This is a genomic window from Salmonella sp. SAL04196 (assembly GCF_046550835.1).
GTDB classification, from domain to species: domain Bacteria; phylum Pseudomonadota; class Gammaproteobacteria; order Enterobacterales; family Enterobacteriaceae; genus Salmonella; species Salmonella enterica.
In genome coordinates, this window is sequence record NZ_JBGDXE010000004.1 from 81,300 (window position 1) to 101,181 (window position 19,882).

General features: G+C 54.3%; 14 protein-coding genes and 1 pseudogene. 2 read left to right on the forward strand and 13 right to left on the reverse strand.

Annotation, left to right across the window (positions count from 1 at the left end; translation table 11 throughout):
* Nucleotides 1-59 precede the first annotated feature (59 nt).
* Nucleotides 60-890, reverse strand: a complete 831-nt coding sequence (glpG, locus tag ACLJPE_RS15520) for a rhomboid family intramembrane serine protease GlpG (protein ID WP_000928702.1) — start codon at nucleotides 888-890, stop codon at nucleotides 60-62.
* Nucleotides 891-965: 75 nt separating this feature from the next.
* On the reverse strand, nucleotides 966-1,292 hold the full coding sequence (gene glpE / locus ACLJPE_RS15525; RefSeq protein ID WP_000434523.1) for a thiosulfate sulfurtransferase GlpE: 327 nt from the start codon (nucleotides 1,290-1,292) through the stop codon (nucleotides 966-968).
* A 198-nt stretch (nucleotides 1,293-1,490) separates the two neighbouring features.
* On the opposite strand from glpE, the gene glpD reads away from it, so the two are divergent.
* Entirely contained in the window at nucleotides 1,491-2,999 is a 1,509-nt protein-coding gene (glpD, locus tag ACLJPE_RS15530; protein ID WP_000448178.1) for a glycerol-3-phosphate dehydrogenase, read from the forward strand.
* Nucleotides 3,000-3,090: 91 nt separating this feature from the next.
* On the opposite strand, the gene glgP is transcribed toward glpD, so the two are convergent.
* From glgP to asd, 6 genes are all read right to left on the reverse strand, one after another.
* The gene (gene glgP / locus ACLJPE_RS15535) at nucleotides 3,091-5,538 is read right to left on the reverse strand and encodes a glycogen phosphorylase (protein WP_000993424.1); all 2,448 of its coding nucleotides are present in this window, start codon (nucleotides 5,536-5,538) and stop codon (nucleotides 3,091-3,093) included.
* Nucleotides 5,539-5,557: 19 nt separating this feature from the next.
* A complete protein-coding gene (gene glgA / locus ACLJPE_RS15540) occupies nucleotides 5,558-6,991 on the reverse strand; it encodes a glycogen synthase GlgA (RefSeq protein ID WP_080213747.1) in 1,434 nt (477 codons plus the stop codon).
* Complete coding sequence (glgC, locus tag ACLJPE_RS15545; RefSeq protein ID WP_000253995.1) at nucleotides 6,991-8,286, reverse strand: glucose-1-phosphate adenylyltransferase; 1,296 nt, start codon at nucleotides 8,284-8,286, stop codon at nucleotides 6,991-6,993. Before glgC ends, glgA begins: the two co-directional genes overlap by 1 nt.
* Before the next feature lie 14 nt (nucleotides 8,287-8,300).
* Nucleotides 8,301-10,277, reverse strand: a complete 1,977-nt coding sequence (gene glgX, locus ACLJPE_RS15550; protein ID WP_017441607.1) for a glycogen debranching protein GlgX — start codon at nucleotides 10,275-10,277, stop codon at nucleotides 8,301-8,303.
* The gene (gene glgB, locus ACLJPE_RS15555; RefSeq protein ID WP_000098558.1) at nucleotides 10,274-12,460 is read right to left on the reverse strand and encodes a 1,4-alpha-glucan branching enzyme; all 2,187 of its coding nucleotides are present in this window, start codon (nucleotides 12,458-12,460) and stop codon (nucleotides 10,274-10,276) included. Before glgB ends, glgX begins: the two co-directional genes overlap by 4 nt.
* Before the next feature lie 376 nt (nucleotides 12,461-12,836).
* Nucleotides 12,837-13,943 carry an aspartate-semialdehyde dehydrogenase gene (gene asd / locus ACLJPE_RS15560; RefSeq protein WP_000799940.1) on the reverse strand — a complete coding sequence of 369 codons (1,107 nt, stop codon included), beginning with the start codon at nucleotides 13,941-13,943 and terminating at the stop codon, nucleotides 12,837-12,839.
* A gap of 126 nt (nucleotides 13,944-14,069) precedes the next feature.
* Here asd and ACLJPE_RS15565 point away from each other — a divergent pair.
* A pseudogene (locus ACLJPE_RS15565) lies at nucleotides 14,070-14,444 on the forward strand (MarC family protein); the annotation flags it as partial.
* On the opposite strand, the gene gntU reads toward ACLJPE_RS15565, so the two are convergent.
* From gntU to ACLJPE_RS15590, 5 genes are all read right to left on the reverse strand, one after another.
* Entirely contained in the window at nucleotides 14,367-15,707 is a 1,341-nt protein-coding gene (gntU, locus tag ACLJPE_RS15570) for a gluconate transporter (protein ID WP_000105950.1), read from the reverse strand. The pseudogene ACLJPE_RS15565 and the gene gntU sit on opposite strands and share 78 nt — an antisense overlap.
* Nucleotides 15,704-16,237, reverse strand: coding sequence for a gluconokinase (gntK, locus tag ACLJPE_RS15575; RefSeq protein WP_000108342.1), 534 nt, complete (start codon nucleotides 16,235-16,237; stop codon nucleotides 15,704-15,706). Before gntK ends, gntU begins: the two co-directional genes overlap by 4 nt.
* Before the next feature lie 138 nt (nucleotides 16,238-16,375).
* On the reverse strand, nucleotides 16,376-17,371 hold the full coding sequence (gene gntR, locus ACLJPE_RS15580) for a gluconate operon transcriptional repressor GntR (RefSeq protein ID WP_000730239.1): 996 nt from the start codon (nucleotides 17,369-17,371) through the stop codon (nucleotides 16,376-16,378).
* A gap of 370 nt (nucleotides 17,372-17,741) precedes the next feature.
* Nucleotides 17,742-18,437, reverse strand: a complete 696-nt coding sequence (locus ACLJPE_RS15585; protein WP_000639789.1) for a pirin family protein — start codon at nucleotides 18,435-18,437, stop codon at nucleotides 17,742-17,744.
* A gap of 123 nt (nucleotides 18,438-18,560) precedes the next feature.
* Nucleotides 18,561-19,598, reverse strand: a complete 1,038-nt coding sequence (locus tag ACLJPE_RS15590; protein ID WP_023233355.1) for an oxidoreductase — start codon at nucleotides 19,596-19,598, stop codon at nucleotides 18,561-18,563.
* Between the last annotated feature and the right edge of the window lie 284 nt (nucleotides 19,599-19,882).

Below are 19,882 nucleotides of genomic sequence, written 5' to 3' on the forward strand. Positions count from 1 at the left end.
ATAGCGGCATTCGCCCTACCCGGCCTGGAAAAATATCTCGACCACAGGCCGGATACGCCTCACGTTCGTTTTCGCGCATTCAGCGTATCAACAAAGGCCATCGCTAAACCGACGATAAGCCCGGCGATGTGCGCGCCGTTCGCCATAGACATGCCAAACCAGTCAAACCAACCAGCGACTATCCACAATAATGCAAAAATAATTAAGCCGCGCTGGAGGTAAATTCCGCTTTGCGGATCGCGCTCTCCGCGCAGCCACACGTAACCCATCAGCGCATAGACGACGCCAGACAGCCCGCCAAACCACGGGCCGCTAAATTTCTGCTGTACATAGCCGCTTAGTAGCGCGCTTATCACCGTAATGACGATTAATTTACCGCTGCCCAGGCGCTTCTCTACCGCCCCGCCTAGATACCACCACCACAGCAGGTTAAAAAGAATATGCATCAGTGAGAAGTGCATAAAGATATGGGTGAAGTAGCGCCAGACTTCAAATTTTAAAACCGGATCGAACGGCCACGCCAGCCACACCATCACCGTCTGATCGCCGATGAGACTCATCGCGATATAGACCAGCACGCAGGCGAGCATCACGATCCAGGTAACAGGGCCGGCTCGTTCACGCAGCGTGGCGAGAAAGGGAAAACGGCGGTAGCGTAGCCCGCTGTTCGTCTGCCCGGACTGCCAGCTAGCCGCCAGATAACGCGGATCGCCGGGATTTTCTATAAACCGCGCCAGCTCGACCCGCACACGTTCGGCCTGCGATTCATCCGCCAACCAGATATCGCTTTGATTATGTTGCTGAATAGTAAGAATGACGCCCTGGGTGGCCATGTAATCAACAAATGCCTGCGCCACGCGAGGATTCGCAAAGGAAGTAATCATCAACATTATTGCTGTCGCTTAGTCCATACAAAAGAAGACAGTATATATACCCTTCTCGTCGGAGGCTGCATCTTTATGGGATTACGCGCCATTCGCGACATCGGCAGGGAAACGGCGATGCCAGGCCTCAAACCCGCCATCAATGCTGTAAACCGCATCATAGCCTTGCTGGAGCAGATACTGCGCGGCGCCTTTACTACTGTTGCCGTGATAGCACATTACCATCACGGCGGTATCGAAACCATGCTCACGCATAAACGCGCCCAGCGTATCGTTAGTCAAGTGAAACGCCTGCGGCGCATGACCCATGGCATAACTTTGCGGATCGCGAATATCGACCAGCACCGCCGCGCCCTGGTGCAGTTTCTGATACGCCTCTTCTACAGTGATACATTCAAATTGTTCCATGAATCGCTCTTTCATTATTGCCGATGAAGCCAATTAAGGCATTTTATCGCCCAGTGTACGTTGACGGAGTAGCTTAACGCCATAATGTTATACATATCACTCTAAAATGTTTTTTCGATGTTACCAATAGCGCGTTTCTTTGCTATTATGTTCGATAACGAACATTTTTGAACTTTAACGAAAGTGCAAGAGGGCAGCATGGAAACCAAAGATCTGATCGTGATAGGCGGGGGCATTAACGGTGCAGGCATCGCGGCTGATGCCGCCGGACGCGGTTTGTCCGTACTCATGCTGGAAGCGCAGGATTTGGCCTGCGCGACCTCTTCCGCCAGTTCGAAACTTATCCACGGCGGCTTACGCTACCTTGAACACTACGAGTTCCGTCTGGTCAGCGAAGCGCTGGCCGAACGTGAAGTGCTGTTGAAAATGGCGCCGCACATCGCCTTCCCGATGCGTTTTCGTCTGCCGCACCGCCCGCATTTACGTCCGGCCTGGATGATCCGTATCGGTCTGTTTATGTACGATCACCTCGGCAAACGTACCAGTTTACCCGGTTCCACCGGTGTGCGGTTTGGCGCAGATTCGGTACTCAAACCTGAAATCGTGCGCGGATTCGAATACTCCGACTGCTGGGTAGACGATGCGCGTCTGGTGCTTGCTAACGCACAGATGGTGGTGCGTAAAGGCGGCGAAGTCCTTACCCGTACTCGCGCAACCGCCGCTCGTCGGGAAAATGGCCTGTGGATTGTCGAAGCGGAAGATATCGACACCGGTAAAAAATATGTCTGGCAGGCGCGCGGACTGGTTAACGCCACCGGACCGTGGGTCAAACAGTTCTTCGACGAAGGGATGCATCTGCCGTCACCGTATGGCATCCGCCTGATCAAAGGCAGCCATATCGTCGTGCCGCGCGTCCATAATCAGAAGCAGGCGTATATTCTGCAAAACGAAGATAAGCGTATCGTCTTTGTCATTCCGTGGATGGAAGAGTTTTCGATCATTGGCACAACCGATGTCGAATATAAAGGCGATCCGAAAGCGGTAAAAATTGAAGAGAGCGAAATTAATTACCTGTTGAAGGTCTATAACGCGCACTTCCAGAAACAACTGGGGCGCGATGACATCGTCTGGACGTACTCCGGCGTCCGTCCGCTGTGCGATGATGAGTCCGACTCACCGCAGGCGATCACTCGCGATTATACCCTTGATATTCATGATGAAAACGGCAAAGCGCCGCTGCTTTCCGTGTTTGGCGGTAAGCTCACGACCTACCGTAAGCTGGCCGAACATGCGATGGAAAAACTGGCGTCTTATTATCCAGGCATCGGCCCGGCATGGACCAAAACGTGCGTACTGCCCGGCGGCGACATCGACGGCAGCCGCGAAGATTACGCGGCGAAGCTGCGTCGTCGTTATCCGTTCCTGACGGAATCGCTGGCGCGCCACTATTCGCGCACTTACGGCAGCAACACGGAGTGGATTCTCGGCGAAGCCACGTCGCTGCTTGATTTAGGCGAAGATTTCGGTCATGAGTTTTACGAAGCAGAACTCAAGTACCTGGTGGATCACGAATGGGTGCGCCGTACTGAAGATGCTATCTGGCGTCGCACCAAAGAAGGCATGTGGCTGACCGCCGAACAGCAGTCCCGCATCACTCAGTGGCTGGCAGCGTATGTTGAGAAACACCAGCTTTCACTGGCGTCCTGAGAAAAATGCCGGATGGCGGCTAACGCCTGATCCGGCCTACAAGGATACATAAACGTAGGCCGGGCAAGCGAAGCGCCGCCGGCATCGGGATTTACAACCGCACCGGATCAATATGCCAGATATTTTCGGCATACTCTTTGATGGTTCTGTCCGATGAGAAGTAGCCCATATTGGCAATGTTGAGCATCGCTTTCGTCGTCCATTCTTCCGGGCGACGATACAACTCATCCACCTTATCCTGGCAGTCCACGTAGCTGCGGTAGTCCGCCAGCACCTGATAGTGATCGCCAAAGTTAATCAGCGAATCTACCAGATCGCGGTAACGGCCTGGCTCTTCCGGATTAAAGACGCCGCTACCAATCTGCGTCAGTACCTGATGTAGCTCTTCATCTTTTTCATAATAGTCGCGAGGCTTATAACCCTGCCTGCGCAACGCTTCCACCTCTTCGGCAGTATTACCGAAGATAAAGATATTCTCCTCGCCGACATGCTCCTGCATCTCAACGTTCGCGCCATCCAGCGTACCAATGGTGAGCGCGCCGTTCAGGGCAAATTTCATATTACTGGTGCCGGAAGCTTCTGTCCCTGCCAGCGAAATCTGCTCAGACAGGTCGGCAGCGGGAATGATCACCTGCGCCAGGCTGACGCTGTAGTTCGGGATAAACACCACTTTCAGCTTGTCGCCAATCTGCGGATCGTTGTTAATCACTTTCGCCACGTCGTTGATCAGATGAATAATGTGTTTTGCCATGTAATAGGCGGAAGCCGCCTTACCGGCAAAAATATTCACCCGCGGCACCCAGTCGGCCTCCGGATTTTCTTTAATGCGGTTATAGCGGGTAATGACATGCAGTACGTTCATCAACTGCCGCTTGTATTCGTGAATACGCTTAATCTGCACGTCAAATAACGCTTTAGGGTTTACCACCACATTCAGTTGTTGCGCTATCACTACCGCCAGCCGTTTTTTATTTTCCAGCTTCGCCTGACGCACCGCATGATTGACCAGCGGATAATCACAATGCTGTTTCAGCTCGCTGAGCTGACTAAGATCGGTACGCCAGGTACGACCAATATTCTCATCCAGCACGTCAGACAGCGGCGGGTTTGCCAACGCCAGCCAGCGGCGCGGCGTAACGCCGTTAGTGACGTTACAAAAACGGGTCGGGAAAATCTTCGCAAAATCCGCGAACAGCGACTGCACCATCAGGTTGGAATGGAGTTCAGAAACGCCGTTGACTTTATGGCTGACCACCACCGCCAGCCAGGCCATCCGTACCCGGCGGCCGTTCGACTCATCAATAATCGACGCGCGACCAAGCAGGCTGGTATCGTTGGGATATTGCTCCTGCAACGTTTTCAGGAAATAGTCGTTAATCTCGAAGATAATCTGCAGGTGACGGGGCAGAATCTTCCCCAGCATATCGACAGGCCAGGTTTCCAGCGCCTCGCTCATCAGCGTATGGTTGGTATAAGAGAAGACCTGACAGCACACCTCAAACGCGTCGTCCCAGCTAAATTTATGTTCATCAATCAGCAGGCGCATCAGCTCCGGAATTGACAGCACCGGATGCGTATCATTGAGGTGAATGGCGATTTTATCCGCCAGATTCTCATAGGTTTTATGCAGTTGATAATGACGGTGCAGGATATCCTGCACTGTCGCCGAGACCAGAAAATACTCCTGGCGCAGGCGTAGCTCTCGTCCGGAATAGGTGGAATCGTCCGGGTAGAGCACCCGTGAAACGTTCTCAGAGTGGTTTTTATCTTCCACCGCCGCAAAGTAGTCGCCCTGGTTGAATTTACCGAGGTTGATTTCACTACTGGCCTGCGCATTCCACAGCCGCAGTGTGTTAGTGGCGTCGGTGTCGTAACCGGGGATAATCTGATCATACGCGACGGCCAGAATCTCTTCCGTCTCAATCCAGCGCGCTTTTTTACCTTCCTGCTGAATGCGCCCGCCAAAAAGTACCTTATAGCGCGTATTGTGGCGCTTGAACTCCCACGGGTTGCCATATTCCAGCCAGTAATCCGGAGATTCTTTTTGCCGCCCGTCGACAATATTCTGCTTAAACATGCCGTAATCGTAGCGAATGCCATACCCGCGACCCGGTAATCCTAGCGTCGCCAGCGAGTCCAGGAAGCAAGCCGCCAGCCGTCCTAAGCCGCCGTTGCCAAGCCCTGGGTCATTCTCTTCATCGATCAGCTCTTCGAGATCTAAGCCCATGGCCTCCAGCGCGCCTTTAACGTCGTCATAAATGCCCAGCGAAAGCAGCGCGTTAGAGAGGGTACGACCAATCAAAAACTCCATCGACAGGTAATAAACCTGCCGGGTTTCCTGCGATAATTGGGCTCGATTAGAACGCAGCCAGCGCTCCACCAGACGATCGCGCACCGCGAACAATGTGGCGTTCAGCCATTCATGTTTATTGGCAATGACCGGGTCTTTACCAATCGTAAACATCAGCTTATAGGCAATAGAATGCTTAAGCGCCTCAACGCTGAGTGTGGGCGATGCATAAGTAAACGGAGCATTCATATAAATGATTCCTGGATGACTATTTCAAGCGATAGTACAGCTCGCGGTATGATTTCGCGGCAACTTGCCAGCTAAAATCCATCGCCATCGCCTGCCGTTGTACAAACCGCCAAAGCGAAGGCCGTGACCACAACACAAAAGCACGCCGAATCGCGCGTAGCAACGACCAGGCGTTACTGTCTTCGAAGACAAAACCGCTGGCGATACCGTCCGCCAGATTTTCCAGCGAACTGTCGGAGACCGTATCGGCCAACCCCCCGGTACGCCGCACCAGAGGCAGCGTGCCATACTTTAAGCCATATAACTGCGTTAAGCCGCACGGTTCGAAACGACTGGGCACCAGAATGACGTCCGCGCCGCCCATAATGCGATGCGAGAAAGCTTCGTGATAGCCGATCTGTACGCCAACCTGCCCTGGGTGTTCCGCCGCCGCCGCGAGGAACCCCTCCTGAAGCACCGGATCGCCCGCGCCGAGTAGCGCCAACTGCCCGCCCTGCTCCAGCAGCCCCGGTAACGCCTCCAGCACCAGATCCAGACCTTTCTGGTTGGTCAGACGGCTTACCACGGCGAACAGCGGCACTTTGTCGTTAACCTTCAACCCCATCGCAATTTGTAGCTGACGTTTGTTTTCCGCCTTCTCTTCCAGGGTATCGCGCGTGTAGCGCGACGCCAGCAGCAGATCGGATTCCGGGTTCCAGATTTTCTCATCCACGCCGTTCAGTATGCCGGACAAGCGCCCTTCCAGATGACACTGGCGCAGCAGGCCTTCCATACCATAAGCAAACTGCGGTTCGGTAATTTCACGCGCATAGGTCGGGCTCACCGCCGTAATATGGTCGGCATAGTACAAACCGGCCTTCAAAAAGGAGAGTTGTCCGTTGAACTCCAGCCCATGCATATTAAAGAATGACCACGGCAGTTCGATGTCATCCATATGCTTTGCATAAAACATGCCTTGATAGGCCAGGTTGTGTACGGTAAAGACCGATTTCGCCGGCCGCCCGCGCGCTGCCAGATAGGCGGGCGCCAGCCCGGCGTGCCAGTCATGGGCGTGCACCACGTCGGGGCGCCAGAATGGATCAAGTCCGCAGGCCATTTCACAGCCGACCCACCCTAACAGGGCAAAGCGCAGCACGTTATCGGTATAGGCATATAAATTCGTATCGTGATAGGGACTGCCTGGACGCTCGTACAGATGCGGCGCGTCGATCAGATAAATGCCCACGCCGTTATAATGCCCGAACAGCAGCGATATCTTACCTGCGAAAGTATCGCGGCGGCTCACCACATGCGCGTCGGGTATCCCCCGACGGATATCGGGAAACCCTGGAAGCAGAACGCGAACATCAACACCATCCGCAATTTGTGCCGCAGGCAACGCGCCTATCACATCCGCCAGACCCCCAGTCTTCAGCAGGGGGAACATCTCTGAACATACATGTAAAACCTGCATTATCGCTCCTGTTTGACCTGCAGTTTGCGCAGCATTTCACGCGTGACCAGTACAATACCTTCTTCTGAACGGTAGAAACGACGAGCGTCCTCTTCCGCATTTTCACCAATCACCATGCCTTCCGGGATAATACAGGCACGGTCAATAACACAGCGACGTAAACGGCAGGAGCGTCCTACCCAAACCTCAGGTAACAACACTGCCGAATCAATATTACAAAAAGAATTTATTCTCACCCGTGGGAAGAGCACAGATTGCACCACCACCGAACCGGAGATAATGCAGCCGCCGGAGACCAGCGAGTTCAGCGTCATACCGTGGCTACCGGAGCGGTCCTGCACGAATTTCGCAGGCGGTAGCGATTCCATATGCGTACGAATAGGCCAGTTCTGGTCATACATATCCAGCTCCGGCGTCACCGAGGCTAAATCCAGGTTCGCCTTCCAGTAAGCTTCCAGCGTACCTACATCGCGCCAGTACGGTTCGGCTTGCGGATCGGACTGCACGCAGGAGAGCGGGAAAGGATGCGCGTAAGCCATACCTTCTCGGGTGATTTTGGGGATAATGTCTTTACCGAAATCGTGGCTGGAAGCGTCATCTTTATCGTCTGCCGCCAGCAATTCATACAGGTAATCGGCGTCAAAAACGTAAATGCCCATACTGGCCAGCGATTTGCTGGCGTCACCAGGCATTGCGGGGGGATTCGCCGGTTTTTCGACAAAATCAATAATCTTGTCGCTTTCATCGACCGCCATCACGCCGAATGCCGTCGCTTCTTTGATCGGCACCGGCATACAGGCCACCGTGCAACGCGCGCCCTTTTCAACGTGATCGATCAACATACGCGAGTAGTCCTGCTTATAGATATGATCGCCTGCCAGGATGACGACATATTCCGCTTTATAGCGACGAATAATATCCAGGTTCTGGGTCACCGCGTCTGCCGTGCCGCGATACCAGTTTTCGCCCTTCATACGCTGTTGAGCTGGCAGCAGATCGACAAATTCGTTCATCTCTTCGCTAAACAGTGACCAGCCGCGCTGAATATGCTGCACCAGCGTATGGGACTGATACTGAGTGATCACGCCGATACGGCGAATCCCGGAGTTCAGACAATTAGATAAGGCGAAATCGATGATGCGGAACTTCCCACCAAAGTGGACGGCTGGTTTGGCGCGTTTGTTCGTTAAATCTTTTAGACGCGTGCCGCGGCCGCCGGCCAGGATTAGGGCAACAGATTTCAATGGCAGCTGGCGCGCCAACATTACACGATCGTTCTTCTCTAAACTCACCATGATTAACTCCTTTTTTATCCTCTCTGGAACACACACAGTCCATGCGCAGGTCCCTGCCAGACCGCCGTTATCACCGGATTATCCTCTCCAGCGAATGGGGGAACGGCGCGCCATTCCCCTTCGGGTAAAACTATATCTGTCACCTCAAGCGTGGCATTTATCGCAATCAGAAAACGGTCCGACAACAGAATTTGCATCAGCTTAGGCCCGTTTTGCCACTCATCCGCACTCAAGGGTTGCGCGTTTTTATTCAGCCAACGCACGTTGCCATCGCCTTCTTCCCACCAGCTATTGCCGGTTAAAGCCGGTATCTGCTGACGCAAACGAATCAGCGCGGCGGTAAACGTGGTTAACCCACGGTTTGCCTGCTGCCAGTCCAGCCAGGTTAAGGCATTATCCTGACAGTAGGCGTTATTGTTGCCGTGCTGGCTATGGCCATGTTCATCGCCTGCCAGCAGCATCGGCGTTCCCTGAGAGAGCAGTAGCGTCGCCAGCAGGGCATGAATGCTGTCGCGCCGCCGCTCCATTAAATCAAGCGGACCGCCTAATCCTTCTTTACCATGATTGTCGCTGTAATTGCTGTTGGTGCCGTCGCGATTTTCCTCACCGTTCGCCTCATTGTGTTTCTGATTGAAACAGACGCAGTCCCGGAGCGTAAAACCGTCATGCGCCGTGAGCAGATTGACAGAGGCGCCGGGCGCGCGACCATTGCGTTTAAACACATCGCTGGAAGCGGCGAAACGACAGGCAAACTCCCCGGTCGTCAGGTTACGCGGCAACCAGAATCGGCGGGCCGCATCGCGAAAATGATCGTTCCACTCGGCAAACGGTGGCGGAAAATTCCCGACCTGATAGCCGCCCTCGCCAATATCCCACGGTTCAGCAATCAGCTTGACCGTTGATAACACAGGACACGCTTTAATCGCGGCGAACAGCGGCGCATCCTGGCGAAACGTCGGCGTGCGCCCCATGACGGACGCCAAATCAAAACGAAAACCATCGACATGACAGGTTTCCACCCAATAGCGCAAACACTCGCACGCGTATTCCACCACGCCAGGATGGCTTAAATTGAGCGTGTTGCCGCACCCCGTCCAGTTGTGATAATCACCATCGTCCCTTATCCAATAATAGCTACGGTTATCAATTCCGCGCAGGGAGAAGGTTGGACCGTCCAGATCCAGCTCGGCGCTATGGTTTAATACGATGTCCAGAATGACCTCAATCCCCGCGCGATGCAGCGCTTTCACCGCGTCGCGAAACTCGTCCAGCGCCGTCTCGGGCGAACTGGCCCAGGCGGGATGCAGCGCGAACATCGCCATCGGGTTATAACCCCAATAATTGGTCAGTCCCATACGTTGCAGGCGCGGCTCGCTGGCAAACTGCGCCACCGGCAACAGTTCCAGCGCCGTAATGCCAAGCTGTTTGAAATACGCCACCATGACCGGATGACCGAGCGCTTTATAGGTGCCGCGTATCTCCTGGGGGAGTTCCGGATGCAGGTAGGTCAGCCCTTTGACATGCGCTTCATAGATGACCGTTTTTCCCCACGGCGTGCGCGGCGCGGCGTCATCTTCCCAGTCATAATGGTCGCTGATTATCACGCTTTTCGGCGCCACCGCCGCGTTATCGCGGTAGTCCGGTTCATCGTGTCCGCCGTGCAACAGCGGATGATCTTTTAGTTCGCCCTCGACCCGGCGCGCATAAGGATCAAGCAGTAACTTCGCCGGATTAAACCGATGCCCCTGCGCTGGCTGCCACGGGCCATGTACGCGATAGCCATAGCGCAAACCAGGCCTGGCGCCTGCCAGATAACCATGCCAGACATCGCCGCGACGTCCTGGCAGGTCATAGCGGCGCTCATTCCCTCGGGAATCAAAAACGCACAGCTCTACGCGCTCCGCATGGGCGGAAAAGAGCGTGAAATTCACGCCATGACCGTCATACGTTGCGCCATGCGGCGTTGCTTCGCCGATCGCAAGCTGCGTCATTCCCCCTCCCGCATCAGCCAGATCGTCGCCAACGGCGGTAACGTCAGGCTAAGAGAGTGCTGACGGCCATGGCTTTCGATCTCATCGCTGTGCACCACGCCGCCGTTGCCGGTGTTGCTACCGTGATAATGCATCGAATCAGTATTGAGAATTTCACGCCAGCGTCCCGGCTGGTTGATGCCAAAGCGGTAGTCGTGGCGAGGAACGGGCGTAAAGTTGCTGGCGACGATGATCTCGTTACCGGCTTTATCACGGCGTACAAAAATCAGTACCGAGCGTTCATTGTCATCGACCACCAACCACTCAAAGCCGTAAGCATCGAAATCCAGCTCATGCAACGCTTTATGGTGGCGATAGGTGTGGTTGAGATCGCGTACCAGACGCTGAACCCCGTGGTGCCAGTTATCGCCCCCCTCCAGCAGGTGCCAGTCGAGGCTGGCGTCATGGTTCCACTCGCGTCCCTGGGCAAACTCATTCCCCATAAACAGCAGTTTCTTGCCGGGAAAGGCCCACATCCAGCCATAGTAGGCGCGCAGGTTGGCGAATTTTTGCCACGCATCGCCCGGCATACGATCGAGAATGGATTTCTTGCCGTGAACCACCTCATCGTGCGACAGCGGCAGAACAAAGTTTTCGGTATGGTTGTACAACATACCAAAGGTCAGCTTGTCGTGATGATACTGGCGGTACACTGGGTCCAGCTTCATATAGTCCAGCGTGTCGTGCATCCAGCCCAGGTTCCACTTGTACCAGAACCCCAGGCCGCCCGTTTCCGGTGGACGCGTCACGCCAGAGAAGTCTGTCGACTCTTCCGCCATGCTGACCGCGCCGGGCACCTGCTCGCCAATAATGCGGTTGGTATTACGCAGAAACTCAATGGCTTCCAGGTTTTCACGACCGCCGAACTCGTTCGGTATCCACTCGCCCTCTTTGCGGCTGTAGTCGCGGTAGATCATAGAGGCCACCGCATCGACACGCAGCGCATCAATCCCAAAACGCTCCATCCAGTACAGGGCGTTGCCCACCAGATAATTACTGACTTCACGACGACCATAGTTGTAGATCAGCGTATTCCAGTCCTGGTGATAGCCCTCGCGCGGATCGCTGTGCTCATAGAGGTGGGTGCCGTCAAACTCCGCGAGGCTAAATTCATCGGACGGGAAATGGCCCGGCACCCAGTCGAGAATGACGTTAAGGCCCGCCGCATGGGCCGCATTGATGAAATAGCGGAAGTCGTCCCGCGTACCAAAGCGGCGGGTCGGCGCGTAGAGGCCGGTCGGCTGGTAGCCCCAACTGCCGTCAAACGGATGTTCGTTGACCGGCAAGAGTTCAAGGTGCGTAAAGCCCATCCATTTGGCGTAAGGCACAAGCTGATCCGCCAGCTCACGATAGCTCAGCCAGAAATTGTTATCCGTATGGCGGCGCCATGAACCTAAATGCACCTCATAAATCGAGATCGGCGCATCAAACTGATTGGCTTTTTGTCGTTCTTCGCTTGGCGTCACTTTCTCCGGCAGTCCGCAAATCATCGACGCCGTTTCCGGACGCATCTGCGCCTCAAAAGCATAGGGATCGGCTTTAATGCGCAGATTACCATTCGCATCAAGCAGCTCGAATTTATACAGTTGTCCATTATGCGCGCCGGGGATAAACAGCTCCCAAATACCGCTCTCTTTGCGCAGACGCATCGGGTGGCGACGCCCATCCCAATAGTTGAATTGCCCGACAACCGAAACGCGACGAGCATTAGGCGCCCAGACGGAGAAACGGGTGCCGGTGACGCCATCCATCGTATCGGCGTGCGCGCCCAGCGTTTCATAAGGACGCAGGTGGGTGCCTTCCGACAATAGCCAGACATCCATTTCCTGTATTAATGGACCAAAACGGTAAGGATCGTCGATGAGGTTCTGCTGTCCGTGCCAGGTCACGGCGAGCTGATAGCGAAAGAAATTTTTACGTCGGGGTAAAACGCCGCAGAAAAAACCGCGAGCGTCGAGACATTCCAGTTTGCCGACTTTACGTCCGGTTTTGGGTTCAATCACCCATACGTCGGTGGCGTCAGGTAATAGGGCGCGGACTTCTAGTCCGGCTTGGGTCTGGTGCATTCCGAGTACGGAAAAAGGGTCCGCAAAATGTCCTGCAATTAGCGCATTAATCACGTCTCTATCGATACGACTGGACATGGTTTGTCATCCTGTTTTGTGGCGTCACTCCATCTCACTGAATTCAACATCAGGTAGTGACACTTCTTTGACCTGAACGGCGCAGCACACTGTGCATCCTATCTGCGTCGTCCTACCTTCAGGTTAGGCTTAATACCCGTGGGATTAAGCTACCCTTAAAGAATAGCCAATGCTCTGCTTAACTCCTGATAAAAATGAAACATCTGCGTTTACTCCTGTATTACGCAAAAAAAGGGTGACGATGCACCCTACATATCAATCTGACGTCTGCTTGCCGACTACACCTTATCTGGCGGATATTGCTGGATGGCGGCGCTGACACGCCTTATCCGGCCTACAGAACCACACGCAGGCCCGATAAGCGCTGCAATAGCTACTACGCCAACTGGCGCAGCATTCGACGCAGCGGCTCGGCGGCGCCCCATAACAACTGGTCGCCTACGGTAAACGCCGACAAGAACTCTGGCCCCATGTTCAGCTTACGCAGACGACCAACCGGCGTAGTCAACGTGCCGGTCACCGCCGCCGGGGTTAATTCGCGCATAGTGATATCACGATCGTTCGGCACCACTTTCGCCCACGGATTATGTGCCGCCAGCAGTTCTTCCACCGTCGGAATGGATACCTCTTTTTTCAGCTTAATGGTGAACGCCTGGCTGTGACAGCGCAGTGCGCCGACGCGCACACACAAACCATCAACCGGGATCACAGAGGCAGTATTGAGGATCTTGTTGGTTTCCGCCTGGCCTTTCCACTCTTCGCGGCTTTGGCCGTTATCGAGCTGTTTGTCGATCCAGGGGATCAGGCTTCCCGCCAGCGGTACGCCAAAGTTATCAACCGGCAGCTCGCCGCTGCGGGTCAATGCCGTAACTTTGCGTTCAATATCAAGAATTGCGGAAGACGGCGTCGCCAGTTCATCGGCGACATGGCCATACAACTGACCCATTTGGGTTAACAGCTCGCGCATATGGCGCGCGCCGCCGCCGGAGGCGGCCTGATAGGTCGCGACGGATACCCAGTCAACGAGATTATGGGCAAAGAGACCGCCCAGCGACATCAACATCAGGCTAACGGTACAGTTACCGCCCACAAAGGTCTTCACGCCATTGTTCAGGCCGTCGGTAATCACGTCCTGGTTGACCGGGTCGAGAATAATAATGGCATCATCTTTCATGCGCAGCGTAGAAGCCGCGTCAATCCAGTAACCTTGCCATCCGCTTTCGCGCAGCTTTGGATAAATTTCGTTGGTATAATCGCCGCCCTGGCAGGTCACGATGATATCGAGCGCTTTTAGCGCATCCAGATCAAAAGCGTCCTGTAGCGTACCGGTGGAGGTGTCGCCGAAGGTGGGCGCCGCCTGTCCAAACTGGGAGGTAGAAAAGAAAACAGGGCGAATAGCGTCGAAATCGCGCTCCTCTACCATGCGTTGCATGAGAACAGAGCCGACCATTCCGCGCCAGCCGATAAAACCAACATTTTTCATAGCGTTTTTTTCCTGCAAAGAGATGTGCTGTGTATGCGCGCCAGTATCCTGTGGCGCATCCTTCACCATACAAAAAGCAGCCAAAGTCGCAAGTGAAATTAATCAATGATAGCGAAGCCATCAGTAATGCGACTTATCCTGCCTTACCGCGCAAGCAGAAAGTCCAGTGGCGATTATCAGGGAATTTGCGTTAGGAAGGGAATCATTTCCGTCGCTGTTTTATTGATCCTAATTATGGATCAGCGTAGAAATTTGCCTGCTTTTATGCGCGTACTGAAACATGGCGAGGCAAAATGTCGTTGGGCGATTGCCATGCACACCTCAATAAAAAAACCGGGTAGCGATTACGCCTTACCCGGCTTACGGTGTCGATATGTGCCCGTTTCCAGGCCCGGTAAGCACAGCGCCACCGGGCAACAAGACTCAGCTCAGCAGTTGGAAAGCAATCATTCCGACAATCGCGCCGACCGTGCCGAGGATAGTTTCCATCATCGTCCAGGTCTTCAGCGTCTGCGCTTCGGTCGCGCCGGTAAATTTACCGAACAGCCAGAAGCCGGCGTCGTTAACATGGGAAACCACAATTGAACCGCCGGCGATACAGATAGAGAGCGCCGCCATCTGCGCGCCGGAGAAATTCAGTTGCTCAATGACCGGCATCACCAGACCGACCGCGGTTAAACACGCCACGGTCGCGGAACCCTGAATGATGCGCACCGCCGCCGCCAGCACAAAGCAGGTAATGGCAATCGGCAGCCCCATGCCGGTTAACGCTTCGCCCAGCGCCGGGCCGACGCCGGAGTCAACCAGTACCTGTTTGAACACCCCGCCTGCGCCAATCACCAGCAGAATAATGCCCGCCGGTTGCAGCGCGTGGCCGCAGATTTCCATCACTTTGTCTTTCGGCATCCCCTGACGCATCGCCAGGCCGTAAATCGCTACCAGACAAGCGACCAGAATCGCAGTGAAGGGGTGGCCGATAAACTCAAACCATTCGTAAGCGGTGGAACCTTCCGGCACAAAACGCGCGGCGATCGTTTTCAGCCCTACCAGCACCAACGGCAGCAGAATCAGCGACAGGCTGAAGCCGAAAGAAGGCATTTTACCTTCACCCAGATGCGGCTCGGTAATGTCGTCAGGAATACGCAGCTCAACGTAACGGCTGATAAAATTCCCCCACAGCGGCCCGGCGATAATCATGCCAGGAATGGCGGCGCACAGCCCAATCAGGATCATCCAGCCGAAATCAGCATGCATCTGGGAAGCCAGCAGCATCGGCGCAGGCCCAGGCAACAAAAACGCCGCGGCTGCCGCCACGCCCGCAAACAGCGGAATGACCAGCTTCACCAGGTTTGTGCCGGTATGACGCGCCATTGAGAACGCCACACTTATCAGCAGCACAATCGCCACTTCAAAGAACAGCGGGAGCGCGCAAATCAAGCCGGCCAGGCCAATCGCATAGTGCGCGCGGTTATGGCCAAAGGATTTAAGCATTTTCACGGCTATCTGATCGACCGCGCCGGTTTCATGCAGAATTTTACCGAACATCGCCCCCAGCGCGACCACAATCGCCAGGAAGCCCAGCGTGCCGCCCATCCCTTTTTCCATGGTCGCGGCGATTTTATCAAGCGGCATCCCTGAAAAAAGCCCCGCGCCCATTGAGACGACCATTAACGCGACGAAGGCGTGCATACGCGCCTTCATCACGAGAAACAGCAGCAGTAAGACGGAACCGACGGCGGTTAAAACCAGTGTTAATGTACTCACAGCGTACTGCCTTTATTGATGACCTCAATGGTGCTCGCCACGACGCCTTCCAGCGGCTGGTCGATATCCACCACCAGAACATCGCGTTCGTCGGCACCCGGCTCTTGCAGCGTTTCAAACTGCGTCACCAGCATCTGGGTTTTGAAGAAATGACCTTTGCGCGCTTTCAGACGGCTTTCAATGACGTCGAAATCACCTTTCAGATAGATAAAGGAGAGGTTCGGGTTTCCCTCGCGCAGCAGGTCGCGATAATGTTTTTTCAGTGCGGAACAGACGATCAGCGAGATTTTATTGGTACGCTGCATCGCGAAAGCGGCGTCGTTCAGCGCCTGTAACCACGGTTTGCGGTCATCATCATTCAACGGCTCGCCGGAAGCCATTTTTTCAATATTGCAGCGCGGATGCAGAAAATCGCCGTCCAGAAACGCGGCATGAAGCTGATGCGCCACGGCGCTTGCGACAGCGGATTTACCGCTGCCTGATACGCCCATCAGAACGTAAACGTGGTGATCATGATTAGTCGTGCTCAAAGCGGGCCCCCACTCTACAAGTTGCAAAATTTGTTACGGGTAACTGTTATCGGTAACATTGTCCAGCCGCACCATTCACGACGCAATGACCATTCGTGCCAAAAGTGAATAAGTGTGAGCTACTTCAAAGTTGTCAGACTAAATAGATCCGCCCGGTGACAAGGTGAAACCTAAATCTAACATTTTCGGCGTGACCGTTTCGCCGCGAATGCGGGCCAACAGACGTTCCGCGCCAATGCTGCCCATTCGCTCGCGCGGCGTCAGGACGCTTGCCAGACGCGGTTCCATCACCTGGCCGATGTCATGACCGTGGAACCCGGCGATCGCCATGTCGTCCGGGATTTTTAGCCCCAGGCGCTGGCATTCGAAGGCCGCCCCCACCGCCAGGTCATCGTTGGTGCAAAAAATACCGTCAAGCTGTGGGTATTCGCGTCGCGCCTGGCGCATGAGTTCGATACCGGAAGAGTAGGATGAAGATTGCTCCATCATCACACTGTAAGGAACCAGGCCTGCGTCCCGCATCGCCTGTTCATAGCCCTTCTGCTTGATGATAGTACGTTCGTCGAGGCGCGCCCCCAGATAGGCGATATGACGATGACCGCGCGCGATAATCGCGGCGGTCATCTGACGGGCGGCCTCGAAGTTGTCAAAACCAACGGCAATATCGAGACACGGCGACTGGCTGTCCATCAGTTCCACCACCGGAATCCCGGCGACTTCGATCATTTTTAAGGTGCGCGGCGTATGGGTACGCTCAGTGAGGATCAGGCCGTCGATATTCCAGGAGAGCATCGATTCCAGGCGCTCCTGCTCCATCTCCGGTTTATAGCCGTAGTGCGCCAGCATGGTTTGATAACCATGCGCGTCGGTGACAGCCTCAATGCCGCGTAACACTTCCGCAAAGACCTGGTTGGTTAAAGACGGCAGCAGAACGCCAATGGCGCGGCTGGTGGCGTTGGAAAGAATGTCAGGCGCGCGATTAGGAATGTACCCGAGCTCATCAAGCGCAGCCGCAATTTTACCCCGCAGCGCGACGGAGACCTGCTCCGGATTACGCAAAAAACGGCTGACCGTCATTTTGGTCACGCCCACACGGTCGGCCACATCCTGAAGTACGGGTCTTTTCTTTTTCATCGTCCTGAAAGGTATAAAAGGGATAGATTTGCCCAGTTTACCACGGACGTGCGTGAACCTTCGCAGAGAAAAAAAGCCGTTTTTTTATTGTGAGAAATACACAGAATCATTCGAGTTGCATCAAGGCGGCGACGCAGTGACAAATTCGTCAGGAACGAATTTGAACAACCGAAGGTTGCCTCTGGTGAGGGACAAGGATGTCCCTCAGTAAATCCCCGGGAGCGTACATTAAGTACGCGACCGGGGTGAGCGACAAATCTGCCGGGAGCAGATTTGAACGCTGCTCGCAGCGGCCCCGAAGGGGCGAGGCCTATGGATGGGCCGAGTAATAAAGCCAACACAGATGCGGCTTGAAGGATGACGTGTATTTTTAGACTGGCGGCAAGTCAAACAGCAACACTTCACTGTCGCTGTCGGCATGAATCGAGATTGCCTGCTCATCCCAAATCGCCAGACCATCGCTGGTGGTGGCTTTAGTACCGTTAATGGTCACGTTACCTTTTACCACCTGGATCCAGACGCGGCGCTCAGCGGCAATCTGATGCACCGACTGCTCATCTTTGAGCAGCGCCCAGCGGTACAGCTCCATATCCTGGTGGACCTTCAGCGAACCATCGCGAGCATCTGGCGAAAGCACCAGTTGCTTGCCCTGCGCGGCGTCGAAGCGACGCTGTTCGTAGCGCGGCGTGATGCCGGTTTCTTGCGGAATGATCCAGATCTGGTACAGCCGCAGACGATCCGTTTTGCTCGGGTTGTACTCGGAGTGGCGAACGCCGGTCCCGGCGCTCATAATCTGGAATTCACCTGCCGGAACCTGTTCTTTATTGCCCATACTGTCCTGGTGTTCTACGGCGCCTTCCAGCACATAGGTCAAAATTTCCATGTCTTTATGCGGATGCGTGCCGAACCCCTGGCCTGCGTCGATCACGTCGTCGTTAATCACACGCAGCGCCGAGAACCCCATAAAGTTCGGATCGTAATAATCGGCAAAAGAAAAGGTATGCCAGGAGTCAAGCCAGCCATGATTCGCATGACCGCGGTCGTTTGCTTTGCGTAAGTAGATCATTGTGTTCACCCCCAGATGTTTTCGATGGAATAAGTGTGGACTCATTCCGTCCGGGATCATAGAGGGTGAAAATTGACTCCTCTGTTCAAAAAATATGAATAAGCGCAGAGGAGTCTGCAAGGGCTATTTAGCGAGGGTTATCGTCGCAGGCGTTGCCTGTTCGAAAGCACGTTCGAGGATTTCCAGGTTGGTAAGAACTTCAGATTCCTTGACGTAATTAGGCGTACCGACGGTCAACGTCTGGTACAGCGCATCATAAACACGACCATAGTCACCCGTTTCCGGTTTCACCTCTTCTTTCACCGTAACACCGTCATCGTTAACATATTCCAGCACGCCGACGGATTCGTCAGCGGCGAAACCGGGTTCACCGGGCATAATGTTCGCTTTCAGGCTGGTTTCTTGTTGATCGATACCGTACTTCACAAACGAACCTTTAGTCCCATGCACGATAAATTTCGGGTAATCAATTTTCACCAGGTGGCTGGTTTTAACGATAGCCTTCAAATCGCCATAAAATAGTTGCGCTTCAAAGGTGTCATCCGGATTCGCTTTATTACGCAGGCTACGAATGTCATACGCGACATGATCCGGGCGGCCAAATAGCGAAATAATTTGATCCATGGTGTGGACGCCAAGTCCGTAGAAAGCACCATCTTGCGGCAGGCCCGGTTTGGTTTCCGCCACGGGTCGGTAGTAGTCAAAATGGCTTTCAACTTCGACAATCTTGCCCAGTTTCCCGCTCTCAATCGCTTTTTTAGCCGTGAGAAAACAGGAATCAAAACGCCGATTCTGATACGGCGTAACGGTCAGTCCTTTGCTTCGCGCCAGGTCGAACAACACTTTTGCCTGCGCCAGCGTCGGCGTGAAAGGTTTCTCAACCAGCACATTTTTACCCGCTTCCAGCGCGCGTTTGGCGTATTCGAAATGGCTGTCAGCATGCGTACAGACGATCACCAGTTTTACCTGCGGATCGCCCAACACCTCATCCAGATCGCTGGTGAAGTGAATATGTGAATACTGCGGCACCTGCTCTTCCGGTTTAGCGTGACGACGGAAAATATGCGCGACATGCCAGGTATCTTTCCGATTCAGAACATAGGGGAGATGGTAACGGGTGGTACTTTTGCCGAATCCAATAAATGCGCAGTGTAAGGTCATGAGACGATCCTTTTGAAGATGATTGTTTACACCATAGCGCAAAGCGTGAGGAGACTGAATGTTGGATTCTTTGACGGTGGCGGAGAAGACTTTTCGGGCCTACAAAAGCAGATGCCTCAAGATCGGCCGTCGGCGTCGCGGTCAGTTTGTTCACGGCAAGCGCGCAGGGCCCGGAGCGTACTAAATGTACGTGAGGAGCACGAGCACTTCCCGGGGACAAAATGACAAGTAAGCCAGGCTGAAACAAAACCCAAAAAAAAGCCAGCAAAAGCTGGCTAAAGTAA

Excerpts from the sequence above, each read along its gene's own strand:
- glpG (WP_000928702.1), bottom strand. The coding sequence starts at position 890 with ATGTTGATGATTACTTCCTTTGCGAATCCTCGCGTGGCGCAGGCATTT.
- glpE (WP_000434523.1), bottom strand. The coding sequence starts at position 1,292 with ATGGAACAATTTGAATGTATCACTGTAGAAGAGGCGTATCAGAAACTG.
- glpD (WP_000448178.1), top strand. The coding sequence starts at position 1,491 with ATGGAAACCAAAGATCTGATCGTGATAGGCGGGGGCATTAACGGTGCA.
- glgP (WP_000993424.1), bottom strand. The coding sequence starts at position 5,538 with ATGAATGCTCCGTTTACTTATGCATCGCCCACACTCAGCGTTGAGGCG.
- glgA (WP_080213747.1), bottom strand. The coding sequence starts at position 6,991 with ATGCAGGTTTTACATGTATGTTCAGAGATGTTCCCCCTGCTGAAGACT.
- glgC (WP_000253995.1), bottom strand. The coding sequence starts at position 8,286 with ATGGTGAGTTTAGAGAAGAACGATCGTGTAATGTTGGCGCGCCAGCTG.
- glgX (WP_017441607.1), bottom strand. The coding sequence starts at position 10,277 with ATGACGCAGCTTGCGATCGGCGAAGCAACGCCGCATGGCGCAACGTAT.
- glgB (WP_000098558.1), bottom strand. The coding sequence starts at position 12,460 with ATGTCCAGTCGTATCGATAGAGACGTGATTAATGCGCTAATTGCAGGA.
- asd (WP_000799940.1), bottom strand. The coding sequence starts at position 13,943 with ATGAAAAATGTTGGTTTTATCGGCTGGCGCGGAATGGTCGGCTCTGTT.
- gntR (WP_000730239.1), bottom strand. The coding sequence starts at position 17,371 with ATGAAAAAGAAAAGACCCGTACTTCAGGATGTGGCCGACCGTGTGGGC.
- ACLJPE_RS15585 (WP_000639789.1), bottom strand. The coding sequence starts at position 18,437 with ATGATCTACTTACGCAAAGCAAACGACCGCGGTCATGCGAATCATGGC.
- ACLJPE_RS15590 (WP_023233355.1), bottom strand. The coding sequence starts at position 19,598 with ATGACCTTACACTGCGCATTTATTGGATTCGGCAAAAGTACCACCCGT.